General features: G+C 46.1%; 15 protein-coding genes. 8 read left to right on the forward strand and 7 right to left on the reverse strand.

Translation table 11 applies throughout. The annotated features are described in order from the left end of the window. Positions 1-272 precede the first annotated feature (272 nt). The 4 genes from D3H65_RS17210 to D3H65_RS17225 all read right to left on the reverse strand — a co-directional run bounded on the left by D3H65_RS17210 (position 273) and on the right by D3H65_RS17225 (position 5,453). Positions 273-521, reverse strand: a complete 249-nt coding sequence (locus D3H65_RS17210; RefSeq protein WP_119051489.1) for a hypothetical protein — start codon at positions 519-521, stop codon at positions 273-275. 42 nt (positions 522-563) lie between these two features. Next, entirely contained in the window at positions 564-2,162 is a 1,599-nt protein-coding gene (locus D3H65_RS17215) for a PAS domain S-box protein (RefSeq protein ID WP_119051490.1), read from the reverse strand. Positions 2,163-2,208: 46 nt separating this feature from the next. Then, entirely contained in the window at positions 2,209-2,595 is a 387-nt protein-coding gene (locus tag D3H65_RS17220) for a response regulator (RefSeq protein ID WP_119051491.1), read from the reverse strand. Between the two features lie 173 nt (positions 2,596-2,768). Then, positions 2,769-5,453 (reverse strand): ABC transporter permease, encoded by a 2,685-nt coding sequence (locus D3H65_RS17225; protein WP_245999521.1) that lies wholly within the window; start codon positions 5,451-5,453, stop codon positions 2,769-2,771. Between the two features lie 237 nt (positions 5,454-5,690). Here D3H65_RS17225 and D3H65_RS33435 point away from each other — a divergent pair, with 237 nt between their 5' ends. Then, entirely contained in the window at positions 5,691-5,960 is a 270-nt protein-coding gene (locus D3H65_RS33435) for an Ada metal-binding domain-containing protein (RefSeq protein ID WP_119051492.1), read from the forward strand. Between the two features lie 360 nt (positions 5,961-6,320). Here D3H65_RS33435 and D3H65_RS17235 read toward each other — a convergent pair whose 3' ends face one another. Beyond that, positions 6,321-7,607, reverse strand: a complete 1,287-nt coding sequence (locus D3H65_RS17235; RefSeq protein ID WP_119051493.1) for a DUF4861 domain-containing protein — start codon at positions 7,605-7,607, stop codon at positions 6,321-6,323. A gap of 474 nt (positions 7,608-8,081) precedes the next feature. Here D3H65_RS17235 and D3H65_RS17240 point away from each other — a divergent pair, with 474 nt between their 5' ends. The 4 genes from D3H65_RS17240 to D3H65_RS17255 all read left to right on the forward strand — a co-directional run bounded on the left by D3H65_RS17240 (position 8,082) and on the right by D3H65_RS17255 (position 15,082). Further along, the gene (locus tag D3H65_RS17240; protein WP_162915689.1) at positions 8,082-8,720 is read left to right on the forward strand and encodes an RNA polymerase sigma factor; all 639 of its coding nucleotides are present in this window, start codon (positions 8,082-8,084) and stop codon (positions 8,718-8,720) included. A 33-nt stretch (positions 8,721-8,753) separates the two neighbouring features. Further along, positions 8,754-9,971: a FecR family protein gene (locus D3H65_RS17245; RefSeq protein ID WP_119051495.1), complete on the forward strand. Its 1,218-nt coding sequence runs from the start codon at positions 8,754-8,756 to the stop codon at positions 9,969-9,971. Between the two features lie 300 nt (positions 9,972-10,271). Further along, on the forward strand, positions 10,272-13,694 hold the full coding sequence (locus D3H65_RS17250) for a SusC/RagA family TonB-linked outer membrane protein (RefSeq protein ID WP_162915690.1): 3,423 nt from the start codon (positions 10,272-10,274) through the stop codon (positions 13,692-13,694). A gap of 5 nt (positions 13,695-13,699) precedes the next feature. Continuing rightward, positions 13,700-15,082, forward strand: coding sequence for a RagB/SusD family nutrient uptake outer membrane protein (locus tag D3H65_RS17255; RefSeq protein ID WP_119051497.1), 1,383 nt, complete (start codon positions 13,700-13,702; stop codon positions 15,080-15,082). A gap of 337 nt (positions 15,083-15,419) precedes the next feature. On the opposite strand, the gene D3H65_RS17260 is transcribed toward D3H65_RS17255, so the two are convergent. Then, a complete protein-coding gene (locus tag D3H65_RS17260) occupies positions 15,420-15,698 on the reverse strand; it encodes a DUF6520 family protein (protein WP_119051498.1) in 279 nt (92 codons plus the stop codon). Positions 15,699-15,785: 87 nt separating this feature from the next. Then, positions 15,786-16,211: a MauE/DoxX family redox-associated membrane protein gene (locus D3H65_RS17265; protein WP_162915691.1), complete on the reverse strand. Its 426-nt coding sequence runs from the start codon at positions 16,209-16,211 to the stop codon at positions 15,786-15,788. Positions 16,212-16,963: 752 nt separating this feature from the next. Between D3H65_RS17265 and D3H65_RS17270 the strand changes: the two genes are divergently transcribed. The 3 genes from D3H65_RS17270 to D3H65_RS17280 are packed head-to-tail and all read left to right on the forward strand — an operon-like array spanning position 16,964 to position 18,421. Next, positions 16,964-17,509 carry an SET domain-containing protein gene (locus D3H65_RS17270; protein WP_119051500.1) on the forward strand — a complete coding sequence of 182 codons (546 nt, stop codon included), beginning with the start codon at positions 16,964-16,966 and terminating at the stop codon, positions 17,507-17,509. A 37-nt stretch (positions 17,510-17,546) separates the two neighbouring features. Then, positions 17,547-17,777 (forward strand): hypothetical protein, encoded by a 231-nt coding sequence (locus D3H65_RS17275; protein ID WP_119051501.1) that lies wholly within the window; start codon positions 17,547-17,549, stop codon positions 17,775-17,777. Next, the gene (locus D3H65_RS17280; protein ID WP_119051502.1) at positions 17,774-18,421 is read left to right on the forward strand and encodes a YdcF family protein; all 648 of its coding nucleotides are present in this window, start codon (positions 17,774-17,776) and stop codon (positions 18,419-18,421) included. The genes D3H65_RS17275 and D3H65_RS17280 overlap by 4 nt, the downstream gene beginning before the upstream one ends. Positions 18,422-18,483: the final 62 nt, after the last annotated feature.

Consider the following 18,483-nt stretch of genomic DNA (forward strand, 5'->3'; position numbering starts at 1 on the left):
CAGTGCATTGCCGATAAGTTTTTTGCACAGGCGATGAGAACAATGGGAAATCAGAAAGACTTCCGCGGGGACGGTTGGGTACGGGTGATATTTCACATCCATGGGGGATCGTTGGGAAGGTCAACTGTATACGGCCTATCTGTTGGGAGTCTTTTCTGTTCTTTTCAGCGCCTTTAAGAAGTTTTTTTAGTTGTTTGATCACTGACAAATCCAGTATTCACTTTCCGCATCCGTGCACTATGAACAACTAAATCCGTACCCTATTAATTAACTCAGGCAAGTGCATCGTGCAGCACCATTGCCACGGCCTGCAGTAAAGCAGGATCTATCTTATGGGCAACGCCAGCCTGTTCCGGCGGTATTACAGCCCGGTAATTCCTTTCTTCATCTGGTTCAAAGAATACTTCTACTTCATTTATCGATGCTTTGAAACGATGGGTATACCCCATGGGTTGCCATTGCACTTCAATATTTTTTTCTTCGCCCTTATAAGGCACAGTTATAATAATGGGATCTTCCATGGGTAGCGTAAAGATAAGGTTGTTGAGTGTAACATTGATCGCTCAGTCAACCGGCAGCTGGATGGTAAAGGTAGTCCCCTTTCCCAACTCACTGCTGGCGCTGATGGTACCACCATGTCTTTCGACAATCCTTTTGCACAAGGCTAGTCCTATACCGGTACCGCTATAGAACTGCCGGTTATTGAGGCGTTTAAAGACTACGAATACCTGGTCGGCATATTTTTGATCAAAGCCAATACCCTTGTCTTTAAAAGTAATCTGCGCATATTGTACAGGGATATGGCTTTCGCTGTCTTTACGGGGAGGCAACTCTATAAGGGAGAATTGAACATCTATTTCTGGTGGGTGATTGCTAAATTTCAGGGCATTGCTCAGGAGATTGCCAAAAAGCTGGCGGAGCTGTTGGAGATCACCTCTGATGACTGGCAATGGACTGATGGAAATGATGGCTTTCTTTTGTTCGATCATTAACTCAAAATCATTCTTTACATCCTGCAATACCTGGTTGAGGTCGACCTGGCCAAATACATTGTCTGATTTGGAAAGCCTGGAGTAGTTGAGCACATCTTTGATGAGACTGGCCATTCGCTTTGCAGACACGTTTATTTTATCATAGTAATTTTCGACGGCCGCTTCATCGTGCGCATTCGTTTTCAACAGTTCTGCGAAAGTCTGGATCTTGCGCAAGGGTTCCTGGAGATCATGGCTGGCAATATAGGCGTATTGCTCGAGCTCATGGTTGGATCTTTCCAGGTCTTCATTGGTGCGCACCAGTTCAGCCGTTCTTTCTTCGACTACTCTCTCCAATTGCTCTTTAAAAAGCTTTTCGCCATCCCTGATGATACGTTCGGTTTCCCGCTGTTGTGTAATGTCGCGTAATATTTTGGAAGCACCTATGATCCTGCCATCACGGGCTTTTACCGGCGAGATGGTAAGGGATACATCCAATATCTTACCGTTTTTGGTAATACGTTTTGTTTCGAAATGGTCTACACGCTCCCCTCTTTTAAGGCGCTCCACTATTTTGGGTTCTTCATCCTGGCGGTCGGGCGGAATAAGCATCGTAATGGAGCAGCCGATGGCTTCAGCGGCCTTGTAACCAAATATCCGCTCTGCGGCTTCATTCCAGCTGGTAATAACACCGTCGAGCGTTTTGCTGATGATGGCGTCATCCGAAGAATCTACTATAGCAGCCAGGTGGGCCATTTTTTCCTCCACTATCCTGCGCTCGGTAATATCGCTGAGCATGTTAACTGCGCCTACGAGTTTGCCCGCTGCATCAAAAACCAACTGTGGGGAAGGCATTACCCGGCGTTTACTGCCATCGGGCCGGCGGATCACTATTTCCTGTCCATGTACCGCTCTTCCCTCTTTTAAGGCAATGGCCATAGGGCATTCCTCCAGCGGCATCAGCGCGCCATCTGTGCGGTATATTTCCCAGGAACCGCACCAAAGCTCCTTGCCAGGCTCGGGTTTCCGTCCCCAAAGTTCCACAGCCGCTTCATTAAAGAATAGTATATGCCCATCTTTATCACAAGTGTAGAGGGCAATAGGCAGTTTACTGAGGAGGCTTTTATAAAAGTTATCTCCTTCCAATAGTGCATTTGTATCGATCTGACTCATACTGACTTCATCATTCATAAGAACGGCTTTGTTACCTGCGTTCTGCTTACGTGTATGATGGACATCATTTAAAATAATGTGCCAGCCTGTTTTTGAGCTCCACTATACTGGATTGTTTCTCCAGGTAATCGCTGGCGCCCAGGGCCCTGGTCTCGAGCATATCTTTTTGCTCGGAAGAGGTAGAATATATAATGACGGGTATTTCTTTTAAACGGTCTATTTTTTTGATCTCCTGCAGGCACTCTTTGCCGCTCATGCGTGGCATATTGAGGTCAAGGAATATATAATCCGGATTAAATGTTTCTTCTGTAGTGAGTTTTTGAACCGCTTCAATGCTATCACTGGCAGTAATACAAGTGATGGAAGGGTTGACACTTTCCAGCACCAGGGTAAAGATCTCCTGGTCGTCGATGTCATCATCAATCAGAAAGCAGATTTTGCCATTTTTCATCCGGTAAGTGTTGTATACAAATGGTAATCAGGGAGAACCTCCGTTAAAAGATGGAACCAAAGATAAGGCAAAAAGTTAAACACAAATAAGATCACCTGCCGCGGCCAGGGCCTTACCCATACAGCAATAGCGGTGCCATCAGCACCGCTATCGACATATATTACCAGATTTTTTTATTCGCTCCGCAGGGCCTTTACCGGGTTGGAAAGGGCAGCTTTCAATGCCTGGTAACTAACTGTTGCGATGGCTATAAAGACGGATACAAGGCCTGTAAGACCAAAGACCCACCAGCCGATATCAATACGGTAGGCAAAATGCTGCAGCCAGCTATGCATCATCCACCAGGCAAGGGGGGATGCCACCAGGAAGGCAATAAAGACCAGTTTTAAAAATCCTGTTGACAACAGGGTTACGATGGCTGCTACAGAGGCACCCAATACTTTGCGCACACCCACTTCTTTGATCCGGTTTTCGGCCATGTAGGTGGCCAGTGCAAACAGGCCCATGCAGGAGATCAGGATGGTAAGACCGGCGAAAACAGCCGCCAGTTCACCGGTACTCTGCTGGCCACGGAATTTATTGGTATGGGCCTCTTTGGTGAAGTGGTACTCAAAGGGGTAATCGGGATTGTATTTCTTAAATACCTGCCCCACTTTTTCCAGGACATCCGGTGTCTCTTTTTTCAGGCGGAAAGAGACAGCGCCAAACCAATCTTTATCGGGTCCCTGCAATACGATGGGGGCTACGGGCTGAAAAGGGGAGCCGGGAATAAAATCGCTGATCACGCCTACCACATGCCAGTCCTTGAATTCGCCTTTTATCACCATTCCCAGCGGTTGTTGCAGGCCCATCTGCTTTACGGCGGATTCGGTCAATAACATGGCGGTAGAATCGGTAGGATAGAGATTGGTATTGATATCACGGCCTGCCAATACTTTCAGGCCCATGGTTTGGGTAAAATCATCATCGCTCAGGAATTGTACAAACCTCATCCGCGTCTGCGGGTCTTTGCCTTCCCAGGTGTACCTGTCGGTATCCGCCCAGATATCGGTAACGGGTGAATTGGTACGGGTAACGGAGGTAACCAGGCCACTGCTGAGCAACTCATTTTTTATGAGTCGGTAATTTTTCGACATATTGCCTTTCACGTATACAAATGCCAGCTTATCCATGTTAATACCTACATCTCTATGCTGCACATGCAGTATTTGCCGGTAAATGATGACGGTGCAGATAATGAAAATGATAGCAAAAGTAAACTGGACAACCACCAGTACTTTACGGGGTGTAACCATCGCATGGACTGCCTTAAAAGTACCTTTCAATACTTTCACGGGTCTGAAGGCGGACAGGTAAAAGGCGGGATAACTACCGGCGAGTATACCTGTAAACACTACAAAGCCCAAGGCCGCCAGCCAGAAGCCGGTATGATGATAAGGAATAGTGATGGCAACATCTGTCAAGCTGTTGAACCATCCCAGGACCGACTGTGCGATCAGGAGTGCCAGGATGCCAGCCACCAGGGCAATGATCAGGGATTCGCTGATAAACTGAAAAACGAGGGAATGCCTGCCTGCACCGGCCACTTTACGGATGCCTACTTCTTTGGCCCGCTTTTCACTGCGGGCAGTACTCATATTCATATAATTGATGCAGGCTATCAGCAGAATAAAAGCGGCAATAATGCCAAATAAACGTACGATGTCAATACCGCCACCCACAATTTTCCCATTTTCAAAGTGGCTCCACAACTGCCATTTGGCCATGGGATGGAGGAATATTTCAGTAGTTGCCTTTGCATTCTTTTTGATCAGGTTGCCAATAAGGGCATTGGCCTTTGCTTCGGTTACGCCTGGCTTCAGCAATACATAAGTAGCAATGGAAGTGTTGGTCCAATCGTCATTTTCCCATCCTATTTCTTTCATATAACTCCAGGGCACGAGGTAATCAAACCCAAAACGGGTATTGTTGGGCAATTGCTTAAGGACACCCGTAACCGTAAAATTAATATTGCTGTCGATCCTGATGACCTTACCCATGGCCTCTTCTTTTCCGAAAAGCCGGGCGGCGGTTTTCTCTGTGAGCACAATGGAATGCGGTCTATTCAAAGCGGTATGTGGATCGCCTTTAAGCAAAGGGAGGTCGAACAGGGAGAAAAAGCCGGGATCGGTGAGGAAGCCTTGTGTTTGCAATTGTGTATCTCCCTTCTTCAGGATAAAAGCGCCTACCCATACCATTCGCACAGTTTCTTCCACCTGTGGCCAGCCAGCCTTCAACCCGGGCCCAACCGGATGGGAAGTACCACCCCACACTTCAATTTGCCCGGCAGATTTATCGCGGCTGTACACCTGGTAAATTCGATCCTTTTTAGTATGGAACTGATCAAAGCTGTATATATTCTGAATCCACAGCAACAACAGGATGGCGCCGGCCATACCTATAGCGAGGCCAATAATATTGATGGCTGAGAAGGTCTTATTGCGCAATAAGGTACGGCAGGAAGTTTTGACGTAATTGTTGATCCTGTCTCCGCTGTTCATAAAGGAATTGACCAGGCGGGTTGCCCTGGAGGGCCGCTTTTTCCAGGTAACGCGGCCTGCAACAGAGGAAGGTGTTTGACGTGTAATTTTCTGTGCTTCCTTCACGGCCATGCGCTGCACGAGGCGCTCAAAAGCTTCTTCTGCTTCTTCGTTCTCGGGTGGCTTTTCCTGTGCCCAAAGGTTCAGGAGCATTTCCACGGTATAGGTCATGTCCGGATACTTGTGCAAGAGCTGTTCCAGCTCTTTGCGTTCATCCCGGGTAGCTTCACCGGCCAGTTTGCGGGCCACCAGTGTCCATATACGATCTTGTTCTTGCATGGCTATATGGCTTTGATCGTTATCATTTTTGTTTCCCACATAACCTCCTCCATCGGTATGCCAATATACAGTTTTTTGATAACCAGCCTATTGAAAGTCTATTAAAGTGGGCTTAATGTTCGCTTTTGGTACAACCTGTCCGGTCGGCCGTACAGCCATGACACGCATTAAACAAAGTTCGCAAGAACCGGGTCTGCCCGGAATTGCCAGGAACGTAATTTTGACCAAACCGATACTGTGTACCATCATGATCGATTAGGAAAAGATGCTGGGGAAAGGCGCCTGTTGCTTCGGAGATATATCCGGTCCGGAGAAATTTCATTGGGCGGTTATAAAAAGGCAAAGATCTATGGCCTGCTTACCTGTTCTTCAGGCAAAAAGATGAAGGTAGCAAACCGGGTATTCTTTAGGGATGAAGTGGAAGCTTTACAACATGGATACCGGCCATGTGGACATTGTATGCCCGAAAAGTATAAACAATGGAAAGGACAGTTGTTGCAGAAATAAAGATGATGGTCATTGCACTTTTGAGGGTTTATTGTTCGTACCTTATGTATTCTACTCATTATTCACTGTCCGACCCTTCTTCCGCACCCATTTGTTTTAGCAATCCTCCCCCACCTTATCTGCTATGATGCTTTGCACCATCTGTGCTTATTAAAATTATGGCCCATAAACAATCTGGGAGAGTTATAGCCATACTTACACAACACTAAACGGTCTCGGTTTTTTCAAGGATTCAGCGGCAAGGTTTCCGGGGTGGCGCCTTTTTGTAAAAAGGTGTCACCTCCTTTTTTAGTGGTCTTTTTAGAGGTGACACCTTTCTTTTTTCGACGCAAACGGAAGGTGTCACCTCTTTTAAAGTATCTATTTCCATGAAATAGTAACCGGTGAACTGCGTTTTATTTCCTGTGACAGGAAGTTTCGAAATGCGGCTTCGCTGGCAAACTGTGGATCGCTGGGTTGCCATCCCGCATAAAACCGGTAAGTCACGGGCTCATTGCCGGTATTAAGGGCTACCGCATAGGTATTCTGCACATCGGTATTGGCATTGGGCGTGGTGATAAAACTATCAAACAGTTTTTTCGAGACCAGCAGGGCCATACCCAGGTTGTCTTTGTTCTCACTTTGTGCATCATAAGTATACAGCACTTCGCAGCCTGCAGTATCTATAGTTTTAGAGGCGTGGCTGTGCAGGTTTACGATACCCGTTACGAGTTTGGACCCGGCCGGCGCGCCGGTGAGGTATACATTGCTTTCATAAAAATATTGTCCGCCCCATATGCTGATCTCTTCGGCAACAGCTACCACATTGGTGCTATCCAATGGTTTCCAGGCAGGATATTGCAAGCGGAAAATAGCCCGTACCGGACCATCGGCTATTTTTTGATACACAATGCTTCCCATATTTGCACCGCCCAGGCGCACGAGGGTGTCTTTACCGCCGGCATCTTTCATCTGCAGGGCCAATGAACCTGCTCCGAGTGATTTACCCACCTTCAGCACATCCATACCCCAATCGGCCTGTGCATGGTAATTTTTTGAGGTATCTGTTCCTACTTCATCAAGGACCATGCGACTGGTGGTTTTACCCCAAATATCTTTCCCGTTGCGCACATCAAAGTACAGGCGGAAACCTACTTTATCATTTTCCCAGGCGGGTCCTTCCGTTAAAAAGGGCGGCAGGGGTTGCTTGCTGAAATCAGTAGCTGGCTGACCTGCCGGAACGGTATCGCCTGGCAGGTCATCACCAAATGTATTGTCGGCATGCTTTCTTTTGTGGCGCACATGTGCCAGCACAGCCGCTTTGATGGTGGCCGGCGCATCGGAAACTTCTATATCCAGCACCTTTTTTTCGCCGGGCTGCAAAGGCACCAGGAAAGCGATCTCATCCCAGGCTCCATCACCATCACGGTCATCGTGCTGCACCACCAATGGACGCCCCTCCTGTTTGAGGATAATGTATTTACCGGCGGGCAGGCTATCCAGCCTGGTTTCCAATACACTTCTTTTTACCACTACCAATTCATGCGGTCTTTCAATGTCTGTATTCCCGATTACCAATTGGGAGGCTTTTTTATCACTGCAGGAGGTAGCTGTAATGGCGAGGACCATTGCCCATACTGCCACGCTTTTCAAAGGGAACAATTTCATAATACTTATTTTATAGCTTGCTGTTTGGAGCACAATATAAAAGCTTTGCGCCACACGCACTTACTTGATCTATATCAAATAATTGCCAGCACTTGCCAAATAGGGTAGTTTATTACCTCACTGCCCGGCTACAATGTCCGATTCGGGGATGATCAATACATTATCGAGGCTGTGGTTTAGCATTTATTTTGTAATCTTGCACAGCACAGAACCCGTATAATAAGGCATATACAGGTACTTTGCAGTCCGGCAATTTTCCGGTTCCATTTAGCATCCTCTCCCCTTATCAAATGAACTGTTTTGCCGGGGTTTGATTTTTGTGGATCACTATCTTCCCTGCACAGGTAAGCCTTATCTTTTTCTGCATTGCCATAACTGGCAAGCGGGCAATCTATTTATTTATTAAACAATCAAAAGAAGCGCCTACAGCCGCGTATCCCGATGACCCCAAAGTTCCAGGATAAAGCATATTGGATGACAGCCTTCCGGGAAGGAAAAGGGGGAACTTTTGAACAGGTGTTCAAAGAGCACCACCGGTCATTGTGTTACCTGGCGGTGAAATATGGCCTGGATACTGAAGAAGCCGAGGATATAGTAGCAGATACTTTTACCAAACTATGGCATGGCCGGGCGCAATTCAGCGACGAAGGGCATATTAAAGGCTTTCTGCTCACGACTACCCGGAATGCCTGCGTAAACCTGGTGAAACAGAAACAACGCAGGGTTGCCTCCAATAATGAATTGTCCTACCTGCTGGCCGACAGGGAGGAGGATTTTCTGCGCAAAATGGTAGAAACGGAGTTATTGAAAAAATTATATCCTTACATAGAAAAACTGCCGAAGAAATGCCGGGCGGTATTTGAGCAGGTTTATTTTGAAGGCGCCAGTACCGAAGAGGCTGCCAACAGACTGGGCATTTCACCCCGTAATGTATTGAACCAGAAGGCAAGGGCCATCCATTTGCTGAAAGGTAAAATTCTCCTGATCGCATTCATATATTGCCTGGTACATATATATAATGGTCATTCTACAGAGAAAATAAAAAAATCAGAAAATCTTTTTGTCAAAGAGTCCTCACTCGTTGTTTATATAAATGACTCAGCAACGAGTTAACGGCTCAAAACTCAAGTTATCACCTTATTACTTATGGAAAAAGTCGAAAAAATATTATACCTGATCAATAAGTATCGGGATCTGACTTTGAGCCAGGAGGAAGATGATGAGTTGCAGCGTTGGCTTGCTGAATCAGAAGAAAATCGCTCTTTGCTTGCTGAATTAACGGATCAATCGGTTTTAGCTGACAAACTGAAGGTGTATACCCAGATAGACAGCCAGGCCGTTTGGGAGAAAACACTCCAGCAGATAGATCCTGCCAATAAAGTAATTCCGCTTTATCCTGTTCAACGGGTGTGGCGGAAATATGCTACTGCCGCAGCTGCTGCTGTTGTGGTGCTCAGCCTGTCTGTAGCTGGTTGGTTATACTTCAAACCAGCAGTGAATCAGCCAATTGTTGAAAAACAACCTGCCAGTGAATCAAAAGAAGATATCACCACAGGGCTTTCAAAAGTGACGCTGGTACTGAGCGATGGTAAAAAAGTAGTGCTTGATAATCCCGGTGATCAGCAAGTGATCACACAGGGGGATGTTACTATATCAAGGGCCAATGGGCAGATCGCTTATAAAAGCCCGAATGGCCAGGATCCTGTTGGATCAACAGTTCTTTACAATACTGTATCTACCCCCCGGGGCGGACAGTTCCAGGTTATCCTTCCGGATGGAAGTATAGTTTGGCTCAATGCGGCTTCATCATTGCGTTTTCCTATAGCCTTCGCCGGTGGAGAAAGAAACGTTTCGCTCACCGGTGAGGCTTTTTTCGAAATTGCTCACATGACAAACAAGCCTTTCAAAGTGGCTGTTGAAGATGGTAGCACCGTAGAAGTATTGGGAACGCGGTTTAATATTAATGCCTATACAGATGATGCACTGGTGAGGACCACCTTGTTGCAAGGGTCTGTAAAACTGACCACTAAAGCGGCTGCTCAACAGTTACTTACACCCGGTCAGGAAGCATTGGTTGATAAGAGTGGCAAAGTAGCAGGTGTAAAAGAGGTAGGTGTGGATATTACAAAAGCGGTTCCCTGGAGAGCTGGCTATATTAGCCTTGAAGGAGATATCAAGACAGTGATGCAGGAAATCGGACGCTGGTATAATCTCAAGATTGAATATGCCGGTAAGATCTCAACAAAGTCATTAAAAGGTCAAATTTCCCGTGGGTACCCGATAAAAGATGTGTTGAGCATATTACAAGATCAGGGCATCAAATTGAAATTCGACGAAAAAGATCAAAAGATCGTATTGATATAGTTCAAATTCAACGAGTTAATCAAAAGGTCACTTAAAATATTAGGAATAACCAGATTTCCCATTAATCATTAAGCCATCCTGTGCTGCATGCACAAAACATGCAGCAATCTTTTTTCTACTGCGAATCAAGAGCTTATATTTGCTCATGGTTCGCAGTTTTTTTTATATCCCTTTTGAAAGACCTACGCCTGGCAAAAACAGGGATGTGAAAAGTTTCCAAATAAGCGGGGAGACAGAGTAAACATAACAACAGGGTTTGGCGTGAAAAGAACCACTATTTTTTTATTAACCATTACTTGCTTGCTTTTGAGCGTCGCCGGATCAGCTCAACAGGTTCTTCCTTCCCAACAACGACTGATCACTATTTCCCGGAATAATGTACCGCTCGAAACTATCTTTTCAGCCATTGAAAGCAAAACAGTTTACCGGTTTATTTATGATCCTGCCCTACTCATTAATGCGAGAAGGGTGAGCCTGCATGTAACAAAGGCCACCATAGAGGAAGTGACTGCCATTATTTTTGCTGACCAGCCTTTTAGCTATAAGTTTACGAATGAAAGCGTGCAGCTTTTACCAAAGAGTGCCGGCACCGTTGCCCCTCCTGCAACAATCGCGATCAAAGGAAGGATCATTACCAAAACGAGCGAACCCATTCCCAGCGCTACGATCATGGCGCTCCGTAGCAGGCAGCAAACCGCTACTGGTGAGGATGGAACATTCCAGCTTGAAAACCTGTTGCCTGGTGACAGCCTTATTGTGAGCAGTGTGAGTTATGAGACCGGGGGGATCAGGCTAACCGGCAAACCCGATCTTTTGATCACCCTGGAACTACTGGCCAAGGAATTATCAGAAGTGGTAGCCACCGGCTACCAAAAACAAAAGGTGGGTGAATTCACAGGATCCTTTTCCAAAGTAAACAATGAATTGTTGAACTATAAGGTAGGCACCAATGTGCTGGACCGGCTCAATGGCATAGCCAGCGGCGTATTGTTCAATGCTAATATTCAACCCGGCGACCCTACCAATCCATCAAGCATCAGCATACGCGGCCGGAGCACCATTTTCGCCAATCCCGAACCACTGATCATCCTGGATAATTTTCCCTATACAGGTGATGTAGGTAATATTAATCCCAACGATATTGAAAGCATCACCATACTAAAGGATGCAGCCGCTGCTTCCATCTGGGGAGCGCTCGCTGCCAATGGGGTAATTGTTATTACTTCCAAAACGGGCAAATACAACCAGGACATCAAACTTTCTTTCAACACCAATGTAACGGTAGGCGAAAAACCAAACCTGTACTATGAGCCCATTATGAGCTCCAACGATTATATCGACGTAGAGCAGTTCCTGTTTAAGAACGATCATTACCTGGGGCGGGAAGCCAATCCCCAACATCCAGCTTTATCGCCCGCCGTAGAAATTATGATCCAGGAGCGGGATGGGCTGATCTCTTCTCCGAAAGCCACCAGCCTGCTGAATACTTTGCGGCAGCAGGACAGACGTAAAGATGAGGAACAATATTTATATCGCCACAGTATCAACCAGCAATATGCGCTGAGCGCCAGTGGAGGCGGCAAGCAGAACCAGTATTATTTTTCAGCCGGGTACGATAAAAACCTGAGCAGCCAGGTGGGCAACCAATACGATCGTATTACCCTGAATGCTAACAATACCTATGCCTGGTGGAAGCGGAAATTGGAACTCACTACAGGGATCATTTTTTCGGCCACCCAGGGACGTAATACTACCATTAGTTTTGGAAGTCGCTATCCCTATAACCAACTGGCAGATGCCAACGGCCAACCCATGGCGCTTTATACTACCCTGCGCAAATCCTATATTGATACTGCCGGTGGTGGCCAACTGCTGGACTGGAATTACCGGCCACTGGATGAACTACGGCTGGCGAATGATAAAACGATCGTTACCGACTACCGCATCAATGCCGGGTTGAAATATTCCATTATCCCCGGCTTGAACGCCAATATACTCTATCAATACAATAAGGGGTTTTCAGAAGAGCGGAACCTGCATAGCCGGCAATCGTTTTTCACCCGCGACCTGATTAACCAATATACACAAATCAATGGATCATCCATCACCACACCGATACCCTATGGTGATATCCTCGACAAGTATAATAACACTTACCAGGCACACAATGTACGGGTGCAGGCCGATTATACCCATCGTTGGAATGCACAACATGCCTTCAATGCTTTTGCGGGCGCAGAAGTAAGAAGCTTCGCCAATCAATTTACAAGTACTCGCATGTATGGATACGATCCGGACCGGCTCACCAGCATACCGGTCAATTATACGGCCACCTTTCCACAGTATTCCAGCCCGTCGTCGGAAGCCAGGATACCCTACCAGGACAAAACCCGCACTACTACCGACCGCTACCTCTCTTATTTTGTGAATGCCGCCTATACGCTTCACCAGCGTTATATCCTATCGGCCAGCGCCCGCAAAGATGAATCGAATATTTTTGGAGTAAAGGCCAACCAAAAGGGCGTGCCGCTCTGGAGCGCCGGCCTGAGCTGGGAGATCAGCAAGGAAGCTTTTTTTCATCAGTCCCATTGGCTTCCCTATCTGCGACTACGCCTTACACATGGTTATAATGGCAATGTAGACAGAAAGGTATCAGCCTTTACCACTGCCATCATCCAGAATCAAAATAACTGGGGTGCTACCAGCGGAGACATTATCAACCCGCCCAACCCGGCCCTGCGCTGGGAGCAGGTGCGCATGAGTAATATTGGCATTGATTTTTCCAGCCTTCACAATACCATCGGTGGCAGTATTGAATATTATTCCCGCAAAGCCGAAGACCTGATCGGCAATAGTCCGCTTGACCCAACTACCGGCAATCCGCTTTTTCGGGGTAATACGGCCAATATGAAGGGGCATGGCATTGACATAACCCTCCAAACACAAAACATCAACAAAAAAGACTGGAAGTGGATGAGCACTATCCTCTTTAGCCATACGGTGGATGAAATAACAGAATACAAAGTTCAGCAAAACGTTATAGGTGTTTACCTGATTTCAGATCTTCTTAACCCGTTGAAAGGAAAGCCCGTATATGCCGTGTATAGTTTACAATGGATGGGGCTTGATACACTGGGCGATCCGCAGGGATGGCTAGGCGATAAAAAGAGCAAAGATTATGGTGCCATCCGCAATTCTTCCGATTTCAACAACCTGCTATACAACGGTCCAGCCAATCCCACCTTCTTTGGCAGTGTACGTAATACCATTAATTGGAAGCAACTCCAACTTTCCTTTAATATTACCTGGAAGGCCGGTTATTATTTCAGGAGGACATCCATTAATTACAATGAGCTATTCAATTCAAGCGCCAGCGGTCATACTGATTTTAGCTTGCGCTGGCAAAAGCCAGGTGACGAAAACAACACTTATGTTCCCTCCATGCAATATCCCAATAATATTTTACGCGATCTTTTTTACCAATATTCCAGTATCCTGGTGGAAAAGGGAGATCATGTACGCCTGCAGGATATCAGGTTGAGCTATAATTGCAGTCAACAAATGCTCCAAAGGCTTCCCATCCAGGATTTACAATTCTATCTATATGCCAATAACATCGGCATCTTGTGGAGGGCGAATCATCAGGATATTGATCCGGATAATATTGGCGGTTACCCTGCGCCACGCACCATTGCTGCTGGCATCAAAATAGATTTCAAATAACGGTTATGAATAGTATACAAAAGCTTTACCGGGTTCTTTGTATTGCTGCCCTGGCAATGGCCATCAGTTGCCATAAAAAAGAGTTCCTGGAAGCCAAACCCGATAGTGACCTGTTTGTACCTACAACTTTGGAAGATTGCCAGGCCCTGCTGGACAATGAGGACATTATGAATGAAACCCCGGTGCTGGGTGAACTCTCGGCCGACAATTTCTACTTACCTTATGCCTTCTGGCGTGGCCTGAATACCAAAGAAAAAAATGCTTATAGGTGGCTGCCTGCTACTTTTGATGGTTTAACAGGTGATATCAGCGACTGGAACGCTCCTTATAAACAGGTATTTTATGCCAATGTAATACTGGAGGCCCTGAGTCACCTACCCATCACAGCTGCTAATGAAGGTAACTGGAGGGCTATTAAGGGCGCGGCGCTTTTTGCCCGGGCCCATGCTTTTTACCAGGTAGCGCAGGTCTTTGCCCCCGTCTATAACCCCAATAGCCCTGGCGAAAAACTGGGTATTCCCTTGCGGCTTACACCAGGCGTAGATGAAAAATCTGTGCGCTCTTCTGTACACCAAACCTATAGCAGGATCCTTACAGATCTGCTGGAAGCCGGCAGTCTGTTGCCCGCAGAAATTCCTTTCAATAACCGCAACAGATCATCCAGGCCAGCTGCCTTTGCGTTGCTGGCCAGGACTTACCTGAGCATGGACAATTATCCCCGTGCCAAGGTGTATGCAGACAGTTGTTTGCTATTGCACAATACCCTCATCAGGTATGATACCCTGAATACACAGATAAATAATCCCTTCAATAAATTCAATATAGAGACCATTTACCAAAGCAGGTTTGTGACCACCAATGTGTTGCGGGGTATTACCGTAAGCAATTGTATTGTGGATACCAACCTGTATCGCTCCTATGCGGCCAATGACCTGCGCAGTGTTATTTTTTACCGCATCCATAGTTCCGGCAATATTAATCCCAAGATCGGTTATACCGGCATCAATCAATTGTTTACCGGCCTGGCTACCGATGAAGTATACCTTATACGGGCAGAATGCCTGGCGCGCATGGGCCATGTACAGGAAGCTATGGATGATCTGAATGCCCTGCTGAAGAACCGGTGGAGGGCCAATAGCTTTGTACCCTTTGCTGCCGCTACTGCGGATATCGCCTTGCAGAAAATTATGGAGGAGAGAAGAAAAGAACTGCCTTTTCGCGGCCTGCGCTGGACGGACCTGCGGCGGCTCAATAAAAATGGGGCCAATATCACCTTGAAGCGTATGCTCGATAACCCTTATCAACTGGCTCCCGGCGATCTGCGCTATACTTTATTATTCCCACCAGATGTGATGAATCTGAGCAATATGGAGCAAAATCCGCGGTAAAAAAACGCTATTCAATGTATTGGGATACCCCCATAAAAAAAGGTCCCGCCAGAGGCGGGACCGCACTAATCAAATACCATTAACCATTAAACCTTATCCTATGAAAACATGAATTTAGAACATTTTTTGATAAGGGGAAAATTTACGTATCAACAATTTGGCTAACAACTGTTTACAACCTACATTATCGATTGATTAACATTTTGTTAGTTGCTAAACCGTTTTTTTTAGCGGTACATCAAAAAAACGCCAAAACCATTGATTTTCCGTATTTACACAGGTGATCCGGTGTTTTCAATAAGATTGTTACAGTGGTAATAATTGTTATATAAACGTTTTATTTTGAAGCCCGGCTGCTGTGCATATCGATCCAGATACCCATCCTGCAGGCTGCAAATACATTGGGTTGCCCCACAGGATGATAGTAGGTACAAATGATGGTATCAGGATCGCAATCATAATCCAATCCAAAAACTCCCTGCGCCTCATACACTCCATTATTCAAATGGTATTGCTGAGCAGTCTGACAGGTTAAACAATCTGGCCTTGTAGCAAAGGCGCTGGTAAGGGCGGCGACCAGGGCCAGCCCCATGAGCGAAAATTTCATCTTCTTCATAAATGGTTTTTTTAATTATTGCCTACTCTTTTGTACAGGTTTTCGGCTTCGCCTGAAAACGTTAAACTCTCAGCACATTGGTTCTGATTATGAAATTTTCAGCTTCTCTTTTCTTTTGAGGATCATACCTGCCAGCGCTACCCCTACGAAGAAGAGGTTGAATACTAAATGCTGGGGCCATGACAGGTTTTCTATTACGCCGCCGCAGGAACAAGGAATTCTGCCAAATGTCTTTAGCAATACCAGCAATGTATATAGTGTGAACAATAGCATTAGTACCAGTGACGCGCGGAAACCGATGAGTTGTGTTTTATCAAACATTAAAAAACCTGAAATAATGATCTCTACGGCGGGGAGCGTCCAGACGAGTATGGGTGTCATCCAGTTGGGCAAAGGCTGGTTGTTCATTTGCCCCGTAAAAGTTTTGAAGTCGAGCCACTTGCTTACACCCGTGTACACAAAAAGCAGGATCAACAAGGACGATAGTATCTCAATTACAATCTTTCGTTTCATATTGATTAGAGGGATAGATAACAAAGCCTTACTACGGTTAAGCCGGACATACGAACACAATGCCCTATGGACATGGTAATCCCATAGACGCGATCGTTCCGGATATCAGATCATTAGATTAAATAGCAAAAATCATTGGTGATTTATACCAATCGTCAGGGTTGATAAGGTAAATGGTGGGAAAAATAAACTGGTAAAAATGAAAGAATGCCTTAAAACAAATGTAAATAAAAACGCCACAGATAATTGTAAAGCCTTCATAATCATTTAAACAATAAATGACTTCTGTCAAGTGCAAACAGCTGTTAGCGCCTGACAAGTGAAAGGGAGTTGAAAGATAGGAGATGGTTGTAACGCATGAAAGTAGGAAAGGATGAGACGGGGGAAGAGAGCAAAGCCTGGGGGATTATCAGTTGGAAAAGATCTTATAACTTACTTGTGGGAACTAAACTGCGATGAAGGATTAATGATTATTAAAGATAATGTACAAGTACTTTGAAAACCAAATTTTTGTATGCAACGATTTTGCAAATCAACAGGTGTGAATCGATTTTGAAGGATTGGCTGGCATCACCCCCTGCATAGCCTGCAGGTAGTTGCGCGCATGGTTGTATGCGCAGACCGGCAGGCCTGGAACAGCCGCGCCTGCAGTGACCATTAATTTACACAGAAGGATTTCGTATAACCTTGTGCTGTAACAGTTAATAATAATTATCTTCGCCGATTTTAAAGGACATATAAGCGATTATTGAATGGCACTACTTGACAAGCAACTAAGAGTTAAAACATCCACTATTCCCGGAGCAGGTAAAGGACTTTTCACGCAAAAACCTATCGCGAAAGGAACTCGTATTGTTGAATACAAAGGGAAAGCTTCCACATGGAAAGATGTGAACCATGATGAAGGCAACAACGGCTATATCTATTATGTAAGCCGCAACTTTGTACTGGATGCACAACACGACAAAACAGCACTGGCACGCTATGCCAATGATGCCCGCGGCATTGGCCGGGTAAAAGGCATCACCAACAACTGCACCTATGTGACTGAAGGCAACCGGGTATTTATTGAAGCTGCCAGGGACATTCCTGCCGGCGGAGAAATACTGGTGAGCTATGGCCCTGAATACTGGCAGGTAATTAAACATAACATGAAGGTTGACGCGGATGCTGAAAAAGAGCGACTGAAAAAGGCGAAACGTGCAAAAGCAGGCAAAACCACTCCCACCAAAACGAAGGCTAAAAAGAAAACCACCAGCCGCACTACCAGGAGGTCTACATCGCTTGCTAACGCCTGAGCCATCGCTGAAACTGCCACCCACCACTTAATGAATTATGGAAGATTATATCATTAATGTTGGCCAGATCGAAGACCTGCAAATGATCAATGATATTGCCGGACTGGACACTATTTTCCAGCGCGCCAAAAGGATCCTTGTTGGCGGCGGTATAGTTGCACTGGAAAGGCAACAGCGGGGAGGACAGGCAGACAGGTTTGAATCATTCTCCACCCTGGAAGACCTGGAAGTGTATCGAAAAAACGTATACAAGTACCTCTCTGTATGATCACCAACGAAGTCATAGCACTGGCGCAGGAGCTTTGGGACTACCACCATATGCAGCATGAACCCCAAAAGGCTGATTGCATTTTTGCCTTGGGCAGTCATGACCTGCGGGTGGCCAACAGGGCTGCCGAACTTTACCTGCAAGGATGGGCGCCCCTGCTCATCTTCTCCGGCGGCCTCGGCAATCTTACGAAGTCTATCTGGACGGAAACAGAGGCCGACCAGTTTGCCGCTATTGCCATAGAAATGGGGGTTCCTGCCGATGCGATTCTGGTAGAAAATGAATCGACCAATACGGGTGAGAATATCTTATTTACGCAGGAATTGCTGCAGGAGCGCGGATTGGATCCCCAATCTTTTATTGTGGTACAGAAACCCTATATGGAACGCAGGAGTTATGCCACCTTTAAAAAGCACTGGCCTGATAAGCAACTGCTGGTAACCTCCCCTCAAATATCCTTCAAGGACTACCCTACTGATGATATCCCTCTCGAAAGAGTGATCCATGTAATGGTGGGCGACCTGCAACGCATTAAAATATATCCTGCCAAAGGATTCCAGATCTACCAGGAAATACCCGACAACATTTGGAAAGCCTATGAGCGCCTGGTAGAACTGGGATTTGACAAGCACCTGGCCAGGTAAATTACGCTACAACAAGGGCAGTTTTGGCCTATAGGATGACTTTGGCAATCCTTATCTTTAGG

It is taken from the genome of Paraflavitalea soli (assembly GCF_003555545.1).
In the GTDB taxonomy this organism is placed as follows: Bacteria; Bacteroidota; Bacteroidia; order Chitinophagales; family Chitinophagaceae; genus Paraflavitalea; species Paraflavitalea soli.